Genomic DNA, 14,358 nt, shown 5'->3' with positions numbered 1-14,358 from the left:
GCCCCCTCCCACTAGGGATGTCTTACCCGTACGGACTGACACTCCATGCCGGGCGCCCCGGTTCCCTCCGCTATGGGCGAACAACCTTGCGCCTGCTCGGGCCCCCTGGCGCCCCCTCGTCCAGCACTCTGCGCAGTCATTGCCATACCAAGCGTAACTCTCGGCGAGGTTCCGCTGTTGCGCCTTGCATGGTTGGCACCGTCCCCAGGATCCCGCTCCCCCGTCGGCCTGTCGCGCCGGACGCACGAGCCCTCGACTGGTACGAGAACGAGCTGGGCTGGGCCACGGCACCCGGGGATCCGCTGCGGCTTCTCACGGGGGTGCGCTTCGACGTCCTGGACGTCCCGGCCGCGGCGGGCGCCGCGGCGCTCCGGCATCTGGCGCCGGGCTCTCCGGTGGCGCTGCGGGGCGACCGGGTGCGGCTTCTGGTGGCCGCGGGCAGCGCGGAGGAACTGCCGGCGCTGCTTGACTGGCTGGAGTGGGGCTCGCTGCCGCTCGATCTGATCGCTCTGGGCGCGGGCGGGTGGCTGGCCGCGCCGGTGCCTCCGGGTCCCGGCGCCGACGGGCCGCGGCCGCCGCTCCCGGGCCGCTCCGGTCCCGCGCTGCACGCGCGCGCGGTCCCTGCGCCGCGTTCCCCGCGGTCCGTGCGTTCTGCTCATCCCGCGCAGGGGGCCGCCGTGTGGCTGCGGCCCCCCGAGCCGGGGCGCGAGGTCGAGGCCTCGCTGCCGACCCTGTCGGCCGTGGGGGGCGGTGGGGGCGCCCCCGATCTCGTACGGCTGGTGGACACGGTGGCGACGTGCTGCCACCGGATCCGGCTGCGGCGCGCGTGCGCCGGGCCGTCGGCCGGTCAGCCGTTGGCCTTCTCGTAGGCCTCGCGGATGGACGCGGGAACACGGCCACGGTCGTTGACCTCGTAACCGTTCTCCTTCGCCCAGGCGCGGATCTGCGCGGTGTCCTGGCTGCCGCCGGAGGTGACGCGGGTCTTTCCGCGTCCGCCCGAAGCACGGCCACCGGTACGACGACCGCCCTTCACATAAGGGTCGAGAAGTCCACGCAGCTTGTCCGCGTTGGCGGTCGTGAGGTCGATCTCGTACGTCTTGCCGTCCAGCGCGAACGTCACGGTCTCGTCCGCCTCGCCACCGTCGAGGTCGTCGACAAGAAGGACCTGAACCTTCTGTGCCACCGGATTTCCTTTCATCGATAACTTGAGGGCTCGGAGCCCGCGGCGTCCGCCGTTTCGCCGCCCCCTGTTATATGCAGTACTGCAGTACGTCGGAAAGCAAACCGCCTTTGCCGGAAAAACACAAACCCCCGGGAGAGACTCTGGGGGCGCACCAGTCCGGAAACATGCGCGTTTCGGACATAGGGAACGTGGGCAGGGTCGGCGGCCGGAATACCGGGTCAAGCCCCGGCGATCACAGATGCAGAAGCATCCGGCTGTTGCCCAAGGTGTTCGGTTTCACTCGTTCGAGACCCAGGAACTCGGCGACGCCCTCGTCATAGGAACGCAACAGCTCCGTGTAGACATCGGTGTCGACGGGTGTCTCGCCGATCTCCACGAAGCCGTGCTTCCCGAAGAAGTCCACTTCGAAGGTCAGGCAGAAAACGCGTCGAACACCGAGCCAACGGGCGGTGTGCAGCAACTTCTCCAGCAACTGGTGGCCGACGCCGGCGCCCTTCAGTCCGGGTTTGACCGCGAGAGTGCGCACTTCCGCGAGGTCTTCCCACATGACGTGCAGCGCGCCGCAGCCGACCACCTCGGCGTTGTCGTCGCGTTCGGCGACCCAGAACTCCTGGATGTCCTCGTAAAGCGTGACGGTCGCTTTGTCCAGCAGGATGCGCTCACGGACGTACACGTCAAGGAGACGGCGCACGGCCGGGACATCGCCGGTCCGGGCCCGCCGGACGGTGATGGCTTTTGCGGTGACTTCGGGGCGCTCTGCTGACATGAGCGGACGCTATCGCCCGCCGCCGTCCTGTGCGGAGCCGGGGTTCTCGGCGCCGGTATCGGGGACCGTATCGGAGGTTTCCGGGCCCTGGACGATGCGGACGGCGTCCCTGAGGGCCCGGCGCTGTTCGTCGCTCATCATGCCGAAGAAGGCGACCAGAGCGGCCGCCGGGTTGTCACTGTGCGACCACGCGTCGTTCATCAGGGCGGCGGCGTAGGCGGCCCTGGTGGAGACGGCCGCATATCGATAGGCCCGACCCTCGGCCTCGCGGCGCACCCAGCCCTTCTGATGGAGATTGTCCAATACGGTCATGACCGTGGTGTACGCGATCGACCGTTCCCGCTGAAGGTCTTCCAGGACTTCTCGAACGGTCACCGGGCGGTTCCACTTCCACACCCGCGTCATGACCGCGTCTTCGAGTTCTCCCAATGGGCGAGGCACAACTCAGAACAATAGTAGGAGACCCGACCAACGGCCCCCCGAGCGCCCCCAACCCCAACAACCCACCCAAAAAGGACCCCACCTAGCCGCCGCCCACCCCACACAGACGATCACCGCACCCCTCATGGCGGGCGCCGCGGTCCGAGGCGGGCGCCGCAGGCGCGGGCGGGCGCCGCGGTCCGAGACGGGCGCCGCCGTCGGGCGCAGGCGCTGCGGTCCGGGACGGGCGCCGTGGGCCTAGGCGGGTGCCGTGGTGCGGGGCGCGCCTCACGGGGGCGGGTGCCGTGGGCCGGGACGCGCCACGGGCACGAGCAGGAACGCGAGCCGGGACAGGCGCTTCAGGAGCGGGCAGACGCCGTGGGTCGGGGCGGGATCTCAGGCGGCGAGGCAGTTACCGCGGGTCGCAGTGGGCGCCGTGGGCCGGAGTAAGGGCTCAGCCGGGCGCCCGGGGCGCGGACTGGCATCGAGGTCCGGGAGGCGCCTCGGGCGCGAGCATGCACGGCTGTGCCGCGCGGGTGCCGTGGGTCAGGATGGGCGGCGCAGGCGCGGGCAGGGGGCGTGCACCGGCGGAAGGCTCAGGCGTCGGAGTTGGCGGGGGGCTGTTGGCGGGTCAGGGCGGCTTCGACGGCGGCGTCTTCCTTGGTCTTGGCGGCGCCGCCCTGGGTCTTCACGATCACCCTGACCACACCGATGAAGAACACCGCCATGACGACGGGGGGCACGAGCGCGGAGACGTATTCCATGCCCTCAGGGTAGCCACGGACCCGTGCCGCCGGCGGACCGCCCCTCAGCCGGCGGCGAGCCGCTGCTGAGGGGGGCCGGGGTCGGCGGGAGGCGTGGGCGGCTTGCGGCGGGGAAAGACCTCGCCGGGCGTCGGAATGGGCCGTGACGGCTTCGACGGGGCCGGGGCCGGCCGCTGCCCGGGCCGCTCGCCCGGACGCTCCTTCGGGCGCTCCGCGGGCTTCTTGCCCTGTTCCTCGCCCGCTCCTCCCGGCAGGGCCAGCAGCCGGGTGCTCCGGCGGGAGGCGGGCACACTCCGCACACCGGCGCCCCCTCCGCCCGTGCAGCGGTGCAGCAGCGCCGCCGCGACCGGATTGCCGCGCAGCGCCCGCAGCGCGGCGAGATCGTCGTCCGACGGCCGGTACCCGGCGGCCAGCGTTTCCTCCAGGAGCGCGAGATAGCCGACGACGGTGCCGGGCAGGGCGGCGCGGTACCGGGCGAGGTCCGCCACCAGGAAGGCGCGCAACCGGGCCCCCTCGCGCATCGCCTCGTCGAGCGACTCGGCGAGCCGGAGACAGTCCTGGACGTCCTCGGCCGAAGCGGGGCAGGGGTGAAGGGCGAGGGCGAGAGCACGGCGGAGCACACGCAGCTCCTCCGCACCGAACGCCATGCCGCCGCGGGATCCGTATGGCGTGGGCATGCACCGACGATACGCACTAATCAGACAAACTCGACACAAGGGGCGCGCGTGGCGTGCGCGGCCCACCCGCCTGGACCTCCGCGCCCCGCCCCGCGCCGGGTCGAAAACAGGCCAGAGTCAGCAGGCAAGGGGCAGGGCCAGCGACAGGCCAGGCTCAGAGACGGGACATGTTCCGCTCGTACACCAGGCGCAGCCCGATCAGCGTCAGCCACGGCTCGTGCTCGTCGATGACCGACGACTCGCCCAGGACCATCGGCGCCAGCCCACCCGTGGCGATCACCGTCACGTCGTCCGGGTCGTCGGCCAGCTCCCGGGCCATCCGGGTCACCACGCCGTCGACCTGGCCGGCGAACCCGTACACGATCCCCGCCTGCATCGCCTCCACGGTGTTCTTGCCGATGACGCTGCGCGGCCGGGCCACCTCGATCTTCCGCAGCTGCGCGCCCTTGACCCCGAGCGCGTCGACCGAGATCTCGATGCCCGGCGCGATGACCCCGCCGATGTACTCCCCGCGCGCGCTGACCGCGTCGAACGTGGTCGCCGTGCCGAAGTCCACGACGATCGCCGGGCCCCCGTACAGCTCGACGGCCGCGACCGAGTTGATGATCCGGTCCGCGCCGACCTCCTTGGGGTGGTCGGTCAGGATCGGCACGCCGGTCTTCACCCCGGGCTCCACCAGCACCGCGGGCACGTCCCCGTAGTACCGCCGCGTCACCTCCCGCAGCTCGTGCAGCACCGACGGCACGGTCGCGCAGATCGCGATGCCGTCGATGCCGTCCCCGAGTTCCTCGCCGAGCAGCGGGTGCATGCCCATCAGCCCCTGCAGCAGCACCGCCAGCTCGTCCGCCGTGCGCCGGGCGTCCGTGGAGATGCGCCAGTGCTCGACGATGTCGTCACCGTCGAACAGACCCAGCACGGTGTGCGTGTTGCCCACATCGATCGTGAGGAGCATGGCCCTACTCCGCCTCACGCAGGTCCAGGCCGATGTCCAGGATCGGCGACGAGTGGGTGAGGGCACCGACGGCAAGGAAGTCCACGCCGGTGTCCGCGTAGGCCCTGGCGTTCTCCAGCGTCAGCCGGCCCGACGCCTCCAGCAGCGCCCGCCCGTGCACGACGGCCACCGCCTCCTCGCACTCCCCGGGCGTGAAGTTGTCCAGCAGGACCAGGTCGGCGCCCGCGTCGACGACCTCGCGCAGCTGGTGCAGGGTGTCGACCTCGACCTCGATCGGCACATCGGGGAACGCCGCCCGCACCGACTCGAAGGCCAGGGCGACGCCGCCCGCGGCGACCACGTGGTTGTCCTTGACCAGCGCCGCGTCCGACAGCGACATGCGGTGGTTGACCCCGCCGCCGCAGCGCACCGCGTACTTCTCCAGCGACCTGAGGCCCGGTGTCGTCTTGCGGGTGTCACGGACCTTCGTGCCGGTGTCCCCGAGGGCGTCCGCCCACGCGCGCGTGGCCGTCGCGATGCCCGACAGGCGGCACAGCAGGTTCAGCGCGCTGCGCTCGGCCGTCAGCAGGTCACGCGTGCGCGTGGTGACCGACAGCAGCCGCTGCCCCGCCGCCACCCGGTCGCCGTCCGCCACGTGCCGCTCGACCTCGAACTCGTCCGTGCAGACCACCGAGAGCACCGCCTCGGCGACCCGCAGGCCCGCCACCACGCCCGCCTCGCGCGCGGTGAAGTCGCCGGTGGCCACGGCCTCCTCGGCGATGGTCGCCACGGTCGTCACGTCCACGCCGCCCGCCAGGTCCTCCTGGACGGCGACGTTCGCGATGTCCTCGATCTCCATGGGGTCGAGCCCGGCGTCGGCCAGGAGCTGGGCGAGCGCGGGGTCGAGCCCGCACTCCAGGTATGCCTCGTCGCCCTCGGCACCGCAGGCGCAGCCGTCGCCGCAGCAACCGGTCGAGGCGAGGGGAAGGTCGGGGGTGCTCACTTGTGTCACTGCTCCTGGGGACGGTGCTGCCGGGTCGGGGGGAAGTCTGCGGTGTCCGTGGTACGCACGGCCAGCGTGCGGTCCGGATTCAGCCGTACGACGATGTGGCGCCGCCAGGCCGCGTCGTCGCGGGCGGGCCGGTCCTCGCGCCAGTGGCAGCCGCGGGTCTCCTCGCGCAGCCGGGCGGCGGCGACCAGGACGCGGGCCACGCACAGGAGGTTGGTGGCCTCCCAGGTGTCCACGCCCGGCTCGGCGGTCTTGCCGTTCTCTTCGAGGGCGTCACGGGCCTCGGTGTCCAGCCGCTGAAGCTGGTCGGCGGCCTTGGCCAGGGACTCCTCCGAGCGCAGAACGCCCGCGCCGTCGGTCATGATCCGCTGGATCGCGAACCGGGCCTCGGGGCCGAGCAGCGGGTGCGCGGGCCGGCCCGGCCGCCCGACCGGGTCCGGCTCGCCGGCGGGCAGGCCGTCCCGCGCCCGGCTCGCCGCGATGTCGGCGGCGATCCGCTCGGCGTAGACCAGGCCCTCCAGGAGGGAGTTGGAGGCGAGCCGGTTGGCGCCGTGCACGCCGGTGCAGGCGACCTCGCCGCACGCGTACAGCCCGGGGACCGTCGTACGGCCCAGGGAGTCGGTGCGGACGCCGCCGGAGGCGTAGTGGGCGGCCGGGGCGATCGGGATGGGCTCCTCGACCGGGTCGATGCCGTGCGCGCGGCAGGCGGCCAGGATCGTCGGGAAGCGGCGCTCCCACATGGCGGCGCCGAAGTGCCGGGCGTCCAGGAACATGTGCCCGGCGTCCTGTTCCTGCATCCGCCGCATGATGCCCTTGGCGACGATGTCCCGGGGTGCCAGCTCGGCCAGTTCGTGCTGCCCGAGCATGAAGCGCACGCCGTCGCCGTCGACCAGGTGGGCGCCCTCGCCGCGCACCGCCTCGGAGACCAGCGGCTGCTGGCCCTCCGCGTCCGCGCCGAGGAACAGCACGGTCGGATGGAACTGCACGAACTCCAGGTCGGAGACCTCCGCGCCCGCGCGCAGGGCGAGTGCGACGCCGTCGCCCGTCGACACCGACGGGTTGGTGGTCGCCGAGAACACCTGGCCCATGCCGCCGGTCGCCAGCACCACGGCGGGCGCGTGCACGGCGCCCACGCCGTCGTGCTGGCCCTCGCCCATGACATGCAGGGTGACGCCCGCGGTCCGGCCGTCCGGGCCCGTCAGCAGGTCGAGCACGAGCGCGTTCTCGACGGTGCGCAGTCCACGCGCGTGTACGGCCTCCACGAGTGCCCGGGAGACCTCCGCGCCGGTGGCGTCGCCGCCGGCGTGCGCGATCCGACGGCGGTGGTGGCCGCCCTCCCGGGCCAGCTCGATGTCGCCCTCGTCGTCGGTGTCGAAGTGGGCGCCGGTGGAGATCAGCCGCCGTACCGCGTCGGGGCCCTCGGTGACGAGGATGCGTACGGCCTCCTCGTCGCACAGGCCCGCGCCCGCCACCAGGGTGTCGTCCAGGTGCTGCTCGGGGCTGTCGCCCTCGCCCAGGGCCGCCGCGATGCCGCCCTGCGCCCAGCGGGTGGAGCCGTCGTCGAGGCGGGCCTTGGTGACGACGACGGTGCGCAGGCCGGCCGCCTCGCAGCGCAGGGCCGCGGTCAGTCCGGCCACGCCGGAGCCGACGACGACCACGTCCGCGTCGATGGACCACCCGGGAGCGGGCGCGTGCAGTCGTATGCCTGTGCTGGTCACGAGGCGGCTCCGAGGGTTCCGAAGGTGAGGGGGAGATTGTCGATCAGCCGGGTCGTCCCGACCCGGGCGGCCACCGCGAGGACGGCCTCGCCGGTGAAGTCGTCGTCGATCTCGGTGAAGTCCGCCGGGTCGACGAGGGCGACGTAGTCAAGCTCCAACGGCGGGTCGTAGCGCGCCGCCTCGTCCAGGACGGTGCGGGCGGCGGCGCGGACGGCCGCCGCGGCTCCCGGCACGGCCTTGGCGACGGCATGCGCGTCGGCCGCCGCCCGGGACTCGCCGATCGCGCTCAGCGCCTCGGCACGCGCACGCGTGGAGGGCACTTCGAGGGCACGCGCGCGCAGTGCCTCCTGGGCGGCGTGCCGGTCGTGGCCCGCGAACAGGGCCCGGGACAGGGCGAGCGCGGTGCGCCGCTCGGCGGGCGAGAGATAGCGGTTGCGGCTGGACAGGGCCAGGCCGTCGGGTTCGCGCACGGTCGGCACGGCGACGATGTCGACGCCGAAGTTCAGGTCCCGCACCATGCGCCGGATCAGGGCCAGCTGCTGGGCGTCCTTCTGCCCGAACAGGGCCAGGTCGGGGCGGGTGAGGTGGAACATCTTGCCGACGATCGTGAGCACGCCGTCGAAGTGCCCGGGGCGCGCGGCGCCCTCCAGGCGCTCCCCCATGGGGCCCGCGGAGATGCGCACCTGGGGCCGGCCGCCGGGGTAGACCTCGTCCACCGACGGCGCGAACACCGCGTCGGCGCCGGACTGTTCGGCGATCTTCAGGTCGGCTTCGAGGGTGCGCGGATAGCGGTCGAGGTCCTCGCCCGCGCCGAACTGGAGCGGGTTGACGAAGACGGTGACGATCACGAACCCGGCGTCGCCGACGCGCTCGCGCGCGGCCCGCACCAAGGTGGCGTGGCCTTCGTGCAGGGCGCCCATGGTCATGACGACGGCGGTGCGTCCCGGTGCCGCGAAACGCTCGCGCAGGTGCGTCAGGTCCTCGGCCGTGGGGACCGGTTCGAAGCGGCGGCGGCTCATCGGTCTTCCCCGTTCTCGGGCAGGTCCGTCCCCGTGGCGAGCACTCCGAGCAGGTCCTCGGCCAGTTCCGGCTTCAGCAGTCCGTGCGCCAGCGCCCGGTCGGCGGTCGCGCGGGCCATCGCCAGATAGCCGGCGACGCTCTGCGGGGCGTGCTTGCGCAACTCGGTGACGTGCGCCGCGACCGTGCCCGCGTCCCCGCGCGCGACCGGCCCGGTCAGCGCCGCGTCACCGGAGCGCAGGGCGTTGTCCAGGGCGGCGCCGAGCAGCGGGCCGAGCATCCGGTCGGGCGCGGCGACGCCGGCCGCGCGCAGCAGCTCCATGGACTGCGCGACCAGGGTCACCAGGTGGTTGGAGCCCAGGGCGAGGGCCGCGTGGTACAGCGGGCGGCTCTCCTCGTCGATCCACTCGGGTTCGCCGCCCATCTCGATGACCAGCGCCTCGGCGGCCAGCCGCAGCTCGTCGGGGGCGGTGACGCCGAAGGAGCAGCCGGCCAGCCGCTGGACGTCCACGGGGGTGCCGGTGAAGGTCATCACGGGGTGCAGCGCGAGCGGCAGCGCGCCCGCGCGCAGCGCCGGGTCCAGGACCCGGGCGCCGTAGCGTCCCGAGGTGTGCACGAGCAGCTGACCCGGCCGTACGGCGCTGGTCTCGGCGAGGCCCGTCACCAGGTCCGGCAGGGTGTCGTCCGGGACGGTGAGCAGGACCAGGTCGGCCCGCTGGAGGACCTCGGCGGGCGGCACGACCGGTACGTCCGGCAGCAGCAGTTCGGCCCGCCTCCTGGAGGCGTCGGAGACCGCGGAGACGGCCACCGGGTGGTGCCCGGCGAGCCGCAGGGACGCGGCCAGGGCGGGGCCCACCCGGCCGGCGCCGACGACGCCCACGGTGAGCCGCGCGGGGCGGTCCTTGAGGTCTGGCTGTTGGTCTGTACTCACGCGACGGTGGCCTTCCCGTTCCAGTCCGCTCCGGGTACCGGACGATTTCTCGTCATGTTAACGCGATCGGCCCAGAGCCCGGCCGCTTGTCCACACCCTGTGGGCCCCCTCGAACCCGACTCGGACCCTGCGGTCAGGGGGCCTGTGGTTCGGGCGGCCTGTGATCAGGGGGGCCTGTGGTTCGGGGGGCCTGTGATCAGGGGGGCCTGAGGTTCGGGGGGCCTGAGGTTCGGGCGGCAGTGTGGAGCGGGGCCATGTGGAGCGGGGGCGCGGCGCGAGCGCCGTCGGGGCAGCGGGGGCGGGGGCGCGGGCACCGCGGGGCCGTGCGCGGGTGACGCCCGGGGTGGTGCGCCGCGAGGCGCGGGCGCGCGGGTCGGCCGTGCGCGGGGGGACTCCCAGGGTGGTACGCCGCGAGGCACGGGCGCACGGGCCAACCAGCCGTGCGCGGGGGGACTCCCAGAGTGGTACGCCGCGAGGCACGGGCGCACGGGCCAACCAGCCGTGCGCGGGGGGACTCCCAGAGTGGTACGCCGCGAGGCACGGGCGCACGGGCCGGCCATGCGCGGGGGGACTCCCAGAGTGGTACGCCGCGAGGCACGGGCGCACGGGCCAACCAGCCGTGCGCGGGTAACACCCAGGGGGTGCGCCACGAGGGCACGTGCGCACGCGGGTTGAGCGGTGCGCGACACCACCACTGCTTCCGTTCGCCCCGCACAGGGCCCAACGCCCCGATGGCCGCCGCCCCGGCGCACCGCACAGCCCCGCAGGCACACCGTCCGCGTGCGGTCCACCGCACCGCTCACCCAACCCCCCATACGCCCCACCCGCTCACGCCCCGCAAGCACCCGCCACACCGTGGGCGCTCCCCACACGCCCCACTACGGCGCTCTCGCCCCGCTTACACCCGCAGCGCCGCCGCGCCCCACCACCGCCCGCGACCCGCGTCAGAGCGCAACCCCCGCACAGCCCACGGCACAGCACCCGCATCGCATGCCATCACTCCGCCCGGCCCGCTGCTTCACGCGCGAACCGCCCCACCCCGCACAGCCCCACTTCACGCACGAACCACGCACCGCCCCGCTTCACGCGCGCGTGGTCCACCGTGCCGCCCAGCTTCACGCGCGCCGCGCCCACGCACCGCCCCGCTTCACGCGCGCCGCGCCCACGCACCGCCCCGCTTCACGCGCGCGTGGTCCACCGTGCCGTTGTGCGTCGCCCGTGGGTCGCCCGGGGTGCCGGCTCTCGGAAATGGGGCTGCCTTCGGGGAGGTCGGCGCGGCATGATCCGGGGCATGAGCGACAAGGCTGAGCAAGGCGAAGAGCCGTCGGAGCGGCTGCGGGAGCGGCGGGCGGCGGCGCACCGGAAGGCGCGGCACGTACTGGCCCGTCCCGGCATGCGGGCCACGCTCCGCGAACGGCTGGACCTGCTGCGGGATGCCGGATCCCGGGTGTACGACCTGGACGAACCGGCGGACATGTACGGCGACCGGATCGTGGCGGCCTTGGAGGACCGGGTCGCCGCGCTGCTCGGCACGGAGGCCGCCGCGTTCTTCCCGACGGGCACGATGGCCCAGCAGGTGGCCCTGCGCTGCTGGGCGGCCCGCACCGGCAACACATCGGTCGCGCTGCACCCGCTGTCGCACCCCGAGGTGCACGAGCGGCATGCGCTCAGCCAGGTCAGCGGCCTGCGCCCGGTCCATGTGACCACCGCGACCCGGCTCCCCACGGCCGCGGAGATACACGCCCTCGCGGAGCCCTTCGGCACCCTGATGCTGGAACTGCCCCTCCGGGACGCCGGTTTCGTGCTGCCCACCTGGCAGGAGCTGACCGAGGTCGTGGCGGCCGCCCGGGAACGGGACGCCGTGGTGCACTTCGACGGGGCCCGGCTGTGGGAGTCGACCGTCCGTCTCGGCCGCTCCCTGGACGAGATCGCTGGCCTGGCCGACAGCGTCTACGTGTCGTTCTACAAGTCCCTCGACGGCCTGAGCGGCGCCGCGCTCGCCGGCGGCAGGGGGCTGGTGGAGGACGCCAAGGTCTGGCGGCACCGGTACGGCGGCACGCTGTTCCAGGAGTTCCCGGCCGCGCTGTCGGCGCTCGTCGGACTGGAGCACGAACTGCCCCGGCTGCCGGAGTACGTGCGGCACGCGCGCGTGGTGGCCTGCGCGCTGCGCGAGGGGTTCACCGCGGCCGGGCTGCCGTGGGCGAGCGTGCACCCCGAGGAGCCGCACACCCACCAGTTCCAGGTCTGGCTGCCGTACGAGCCGGACGTGGCCGCGGAGGCGGCGGTGCGCCAGGCCGAGGAGACCTCCGTTGCCCTCTTCGCGGGCGCCTGGCAGTCCGGCGGCCCCGGCCTCGCCATGACGGAGGTCACCGTCGGGGCGGCCGGCCTGGAGTGGACGGCGCAGGACGTGAGGGCGGCCGTGGCCGAGTTCACCGCCCGGCTGCCGGAGAAGCCGTAGCCACCACCGGCCGCTCCCGCCCCGCTCGGGCTGCTCCCGGCCCGTTCCCCGCGCGGCGCGGGACCGCTCCCACGCGCGGCGCGCTACAGGGGCCCGGCGCGCAGCCACCGGCCCAGGGCGTGCCGCAGCCGGCCCCGGGCCGGGCGGCCCGCGACGACCGCGCGGAAACGCCGCAGGTCGCGCAGCTCGCGCACGAGACGTACGTCACCCGTACCGGGCGCGGGTGGTGCGGGCTCGCCGTGCTGCCGGGCACGGTGGATGTCGAGGAAGTACTGCTGGGTGACGCTCATGGCCGTTCGCCCTCCCGGAACGCGCTCGGACGTCCTCAGGCGTGCTCAAAACGTGCTCAAGACGTCCTCGGACGTGCTCAGACCTGCTCAGGACGTACTCGGATCGTGGTGTCGGGCTCCGCGGCTGCCCCGGTGGTCCCAGGTTGCGCCGATCGCACCGGGAAGTCCCGTCGTTTGACGGCCGCCGTCAAACGAGACGGCCGTTGTCAGTGGCGCCGTGCACCATGGGGGCATGAGCGTGCGCATCGACATCGCGGGGCTGCGGCCGGAGCGGGTCGTCGTCGTGCCCTCGCCCCTGGCCGAGCTGGGCATGGCGCTGCACGCGCTGTCCGAGCCCGGGCACCATCCGGGCCTGCGCGGCTGGGCGGCGGACGTGACCGCGCGGCTGGACGCGCACCTCGCCGACCGGATGTGCGACGCGGACTTCCTGTGGCGGACGACGTTCTCGGACCTGTTCATGCCGTTCGCGGGCCTGTCCGGCGCGGTCCCGGGCACCACCCTCGCCGAGGACATGGACCTGCTGGACAAGCTGGCGGACGAGGACTTCGTGGACGCGGCCCTGGAGTTCACGTGCCTGCTCACGTACGACACCCAGGCCCCGGACATCCTGTCGAACGCCGGCGTACGCCGCCGCGCGCTGGAGGCGGCCGCCTCGCGCGGGCCGCGGCAGGTGCGGTTCACCCAGCGGCTGCTGGACGATCCGCCGAGCGTCCGGGCCTGGCTGCGGCGGTTCCTGGAAGACTGCGACGAGGCGTTCTTCGCCGACACCTGGGACCGGCTGCGCCACCAGCTCACGGCGGACGCCCGGCACAAGGGCGAGTTGCTGCGCCGCAAGGGGCTGGCCGAGGCGCTGGCCGCCGTCTCCCCGGCCGTGACGCTGGACGAGTCCGCCGCGCGGATCACCGTGGACAAGCTCACCGAGGGCCGCACGGTCACCGCGGGCGGCGGCCTGCTCCTGATACCGACGAACCTGGGCCGGCCGCATCTGAGCGTGCTGCACCGCTACGGGTGGCAGCCCGCCCTGCACTACCCGGTCGCCTCCCCCGAGCCGGCCTCGCCCCCGTCGGTGGAGCAGCTCACGCTGCGGATGACCGCGCTGTCCCACCCGGTCCGTATGCGAATATGCCGCCATCTGGCGCGCAGCGCGTACACCACGAGCGAGCTGGCCCAGGTGCACGGCCTGACCGCACCCGAGGTGTCCCGGCACCTGGGCGTGCTGAAGAAGGCGGGCCTGGTCACCACCCGCCGCCGCGGCCGCTATGTGCTGCACCAACTGGACGTGACGGTCGTCGCCCGGCTGGGCGGCGACCTCCTGGAGGGGCTGCTGCGCTGAGCGCTCCGGGGGGCAGGGCCGTGATGCGCCGTCCGTCGGCTGCGGCGGCATCGTGGCGGGTCGCTCCCCACGTGCTCGGCTTCGCTCGAACAGGGGGGACCTCATCGCAGCGGAGCCTCAGGCGATACAGCCCCGCACCCCATCGCGGCGGAGCCACATGGCGATAAAGCCTCGCGCCCCCTTCGGGGCGCTGCCGGACCCGGTCGGCCCGGGCGTGCGCGGGCGGGGTCAGTCGAGACGGATGTGCCGCAGCCCGACGCCGACCTGTCTGATCCGTGTGCGCAGCGCGCCCTCGGTGTTGGACAGCAGCGTCAGCCCGGCCAGCACCGCGATCCGGTCCGCCGTCTTCGGCACGGTCGAGTGGTCGGTCCACAGATGCTCGGCGAACTCCGGCTCGCGCAGCCGCTCCAGGCAGCGGTCGAGCTGCTGGACGGCCCAGCTCTCCCTGCGCGGAACCGTCTTCTTGCCGCCGGAAAGCCGCAGCAGCTGCCCGAGGCCCCGCTCGCGCAGCCGCCGCAGCACCGTCTCGCGCTCGGCGAGAAGCGTGAAGTGCTGTACGTCGTGGCCGAGTTCACGCAGCCGGCCGACGGTCTCGGCGAAGTGGCCCGTGTCGGTGACCGTCATCGGCGCGATCACCACGCCGTCGTGCCGGGCCAGGGCGAGATCGAGCACCTCGACGACGCCCTGCCGCCAGGACGTCAAGTCCTGGAAGTCTCCGCGCAGTTCGGGCGGGAGCATGCGGCTCAGCCCGAAGCCGGGGTGCTCGGGGTCGCAGATCACGCTGCCGGGCAGGCGGCGCTGGATCTCGTGCGCGGTCTGTGTCTTGCCGCCCCCGAAGGGGCCGTTGATCCACAGGAGCAT

The 14,358-nt window shown here is 73.7% G+C and carries 15 protein-coding genes; 3 read left to right on the top strand and 12 right to left on the bottom strand.

Annotation, left to right across the window (positions count from 1 at the left end):
• Positions 1-188: 188 nt before the first annotated feature.
• Positions 189-869 (top strand): SCO3374 family protein, encoded by a 681-nt coding sequence (locus tag ABT245_RS22340; protein WP_351736164.1) that lies wholly within the window; start codon positions 189-191, stop codon positions 867-869.
• Here ABT245_RS22340 and ABT245_RS22335 read toward each other — a convergent pair.
• The 10 genes from ABT245_RS22335 to ABT245_RS22290 all read right to left on the bottom strand — a co-directional run bounded on the left by ABT245_RS22335 (position 848) and on the right by ABT245_RS22290 (position 9,416).
• Complete coding sequence (locus tag ABT245_RS22335) at positions 848-1,183, bottom strand: histone-like nucleoid-structuring protein Lsr2 (protein ID WP_351736162.1); 336 nt, start codon at positions 1,181-1,183, stop codon at positions 848-850. The two genes, ABT245_RS22340 and ABT245_RS22335, sit on opposite strands and share 22 nt — an antisense overlap.
• A gap of 232 nt (positions 1,184-1,415) precedes the next feature.
• The gene (locus tag ABT245_RS22330; RefSeq protein ID WP_351736160.1) at positions 1,416-1,949 is read right to left on the bottom strand and encodes an amino-acid N-acetyltransferase; all 534 of its coding nucleotides are present in this window, start codon (positions 1,947-1,949) and stop codon (positions 1,416-1,418) included.
• Positions 1,950-1,958: 9 nt separating this feature from the next.
• Positions 1,959-2,354 carry a BlaI/MecI/CopY family transcriptional regulator gene (locus ABT245_RS22325; RefSeq protein ID WP_502982165.1) on the bottom strand — a complete coding sequence of 132 codons (396 nt, stop codon included), beginning with the start codon at positions 2,352-2,354 and terminating at the stop codon, positions 1,959-1,961.
• A 611-nt stretch (positions 2,355-2,965) separates the two neighbouring features.
• Entirely contained in the window at positions 2,966-3,133 is a 168-nt protein-coding gene (locus ABT245_RS22320; RefSeq protein ID WP_351736156.1) for a hypothetical protein, read from the bottom strand.
• Positions 3,134-3,177: 44 nt separating this feature from the next.
• Positions 3,178-3,780 (bottom strand): hypothetical protein, encoded by a 603-nt coding sequence (locus ABT245_RS22315; RefSeq protein WP_351736224.1) that lies wholly within the window; start codon positions 3,778-3,780, stop codon positions 3,178-3,180.
• A 184-nt stretch (positions 3,781-3,964) separates the two neighbouring features.
• Positions 3,965-4,762, bottom strand: coding sequence for a type III pantothenate kinase (locus ABT245_RS22310; protein WP_351736154.1), 798 nt, complete (start codon positions 4,760-4,762; stop codon positions 3,965-3,967).
• A gap of 4 nt (positions 4,763-4,766) precedes the next feature.
• Entirely contained in the window at positions 4,767-5,744 is a 978-nt protein-coding gene (gene nadC / locus ABT245_RS22305) for a carboxylating nicotinate-nucleotide diphosphorylase (protein WP_351736152.1), read from the bottom strand.
• 5 nt (positions 5,745-5,749) lie between these two features.
• Positions 5,750-7,468 carry an L-aspartate oxidase gene (locus tag ABT245_RS22300; RefSeq protein ID WP_351736150.1) on the bottom strand — a complete coding sequence of 573 codons (1,719 nt, stop codon included), beginning with the start codon at positions 7,466-7,468 and terminating at the stop codon, positions 5,750-5,752.
• Positions 7,465-8,487, bottom strand: coding sequence for a pantoate--beta-alanine ligase (panC, locus tag ABT245_RS22295; RefSeq protein ID WP_351736148.1), 1,023 nt, complete (start codon positions 8,485-8,487; stop codon positions 7,465-7,467). Before panC ends, ABT245_RS22300 begins: the two co-directional genes overlap by 4 nt.
• Positions 8,484-9,416 (bottom strand): Rossmann-like and DUF2520 domain-containing protein, encoded by a 933-nt coding sequence (locus tag ABT245_RS22290; protein WP_351736146.1) that lies wholly within the window; start codon positions 9,414-9,416, stop codon positions 8,484-8,486. The genes panC and ABT245_RS22290 overlap by 4 nt, the downstream gene beginning before the upstream one ends.
• A gap of 1,291 nt (positions 9,417-10,707) precedes the next feature.
• Here ABT245_RS22290 and ABT245_RS22285 point away from each other — a divergent pair.
• A complete protein-coding gene (locus tag ABT245_RS22285) occupies positions 10,708-11,874 on the top strand; it encodes a threonine aldolase family protein (RefSeq protein WP_351736144.1) in 1,167 nt (388 codons plus the stop codon).
• Between the two features lie 83 nt (positions 11,875-11,957).
• Here ABT245_RS22285 and ABT245_RS22280 read toward each other — a convergent pair whose 3' ends face one another.
• Entirely contained in the window at positions 11,958-12,164 is a 207-nt protein-coding gene (locus tag ABT245_RS22280) for a hypothetical protein (RefSeq protein WP_351736142.1), read from the bottom strand.
• A 232-nt stretch (positions 12,165-12,396) separates the two neighbouring features.
• Between ABT245_RS22280 and ABT245_RS22275 the strand changes: the two genes are divergently transcribed.
• Positions 12,397-13,497: a DUF5937 family protein gene (locus ABT245_RS22275; RefSeq protein WP_351736140.1), complete on the top strand. Its 1,101-nt coding sequence runs from the start codon at positions 12,397-12,399 to the stop codon at positions 13,495-13,497.
• 228 nt (positions 13,498-13,725) lie between these two features.
• Here ABT245_RS22275 and ABT245_RS22270 read toward each other — a convergent pair whose 3' ends face one another.
• A complete protein-coding gene (locus ABT245_RS22270) occupies positions 13,726-14,358 on the bottom strand; it encodes an AAA family ATPase (RefSeq protein ID WP_351736138.1) in 633 nt (210 codons plus the stop codon).

Origin of the sequence: Streptomyces sp. NPDC001508, from assembly GCF_040298665.1 — a bacterium.
Lineage (GTDB): Bacteria > Actinomycetota > Actinomycetes > Streptomycetales > Streptomycetaceae > Streptomyces.
This window is presented reverse-complemented; position numbering and strand designations above follow the sequence as displayed.

Excerpts from the sequence above, each read along its gene's own strand:
- ABT245_RS22310 (WP_351736154.1), bottom strand. The coding sequence starts at position 4,762 with ATGCTCCTCACGATCGATGTGGGCAACACGCACACCGTGCTGGGTCTG.
- ABT245_RS22315 (WP_351736224.1), bottom strand. The coding sequence starts at position 3,780 with ATGGCGTTCGGTGCGGAGGAGCTGCGTGTGCTCCGCCGTGCTCTCGCC.
- ABT245_RS22270 (WP_351736138.1), bottom strand. The coding sequence starts at position 14,358 with ATGCTCCTGTGGATCAACGGCCCCTTCGGGGGCGGCAAGACACAGACC.
- ABT245_RS22330 (WP_351736160.1), bottom strand. The coding sequence starts at position 1,949 with ATGTCAGCAGAGCGCCCCGAAGTCACCGCAAAAGCCATCACCGTCCGG.
- panC (WP_351736148.1), bottom strand. The coding sequence starts at position 8,487 with ATGAGCCGCCGCCGCTTCGAACCGGTCCCCACGGCCGAGGACCTGACG.
- ABT245_RS22280 (WP_351736142.1), bottom strand. The coding sequence starts at position 12,164 with ATGAGCGTCACCCAGCAGTACTTCCTCGACATCCACCGTGCCCGGCAG.
- ABT245_RS22275 (WP_351736140.1), top strand. The coding sequence starts at position 12,397 with ATGAGCGTGCGCATCGACATCGCGGGGCTGCGGCCGGAGCGGGTCGTC.
- ABT245_RS22325 (WP_502982165.1), bottom strand. The coding sequence starts at position 2,354 with ATGACGCGGGTGTGGAAGTGGAACCGCCCGGTGACCGTTCGAGAAGTC.
- ABT245_RS22340 (WP_351736164.1), top strand. The coding sequence starts at position 189 with ATGGTTGGCACCGTCCCCAGGATCCCGCTCCCCCGTCGGCCTGTCGCG.
- ABT245_RS22285 (WP_351736144.1), top strand. The coding sequence starts at position 10,708 with ATGAGCGACAAGGCTGAGCAAGGCGAAGAGCCGTCGGAGCGGCTGCGG.
- ABT245_RS22320 (WP_351736156.1), bottom strand. The coding sequence starts at position 3,133 with ATGGAATACGTCTCCGCGCTCGTGCCCCCCGTCGTCATGGCGGTGTTC.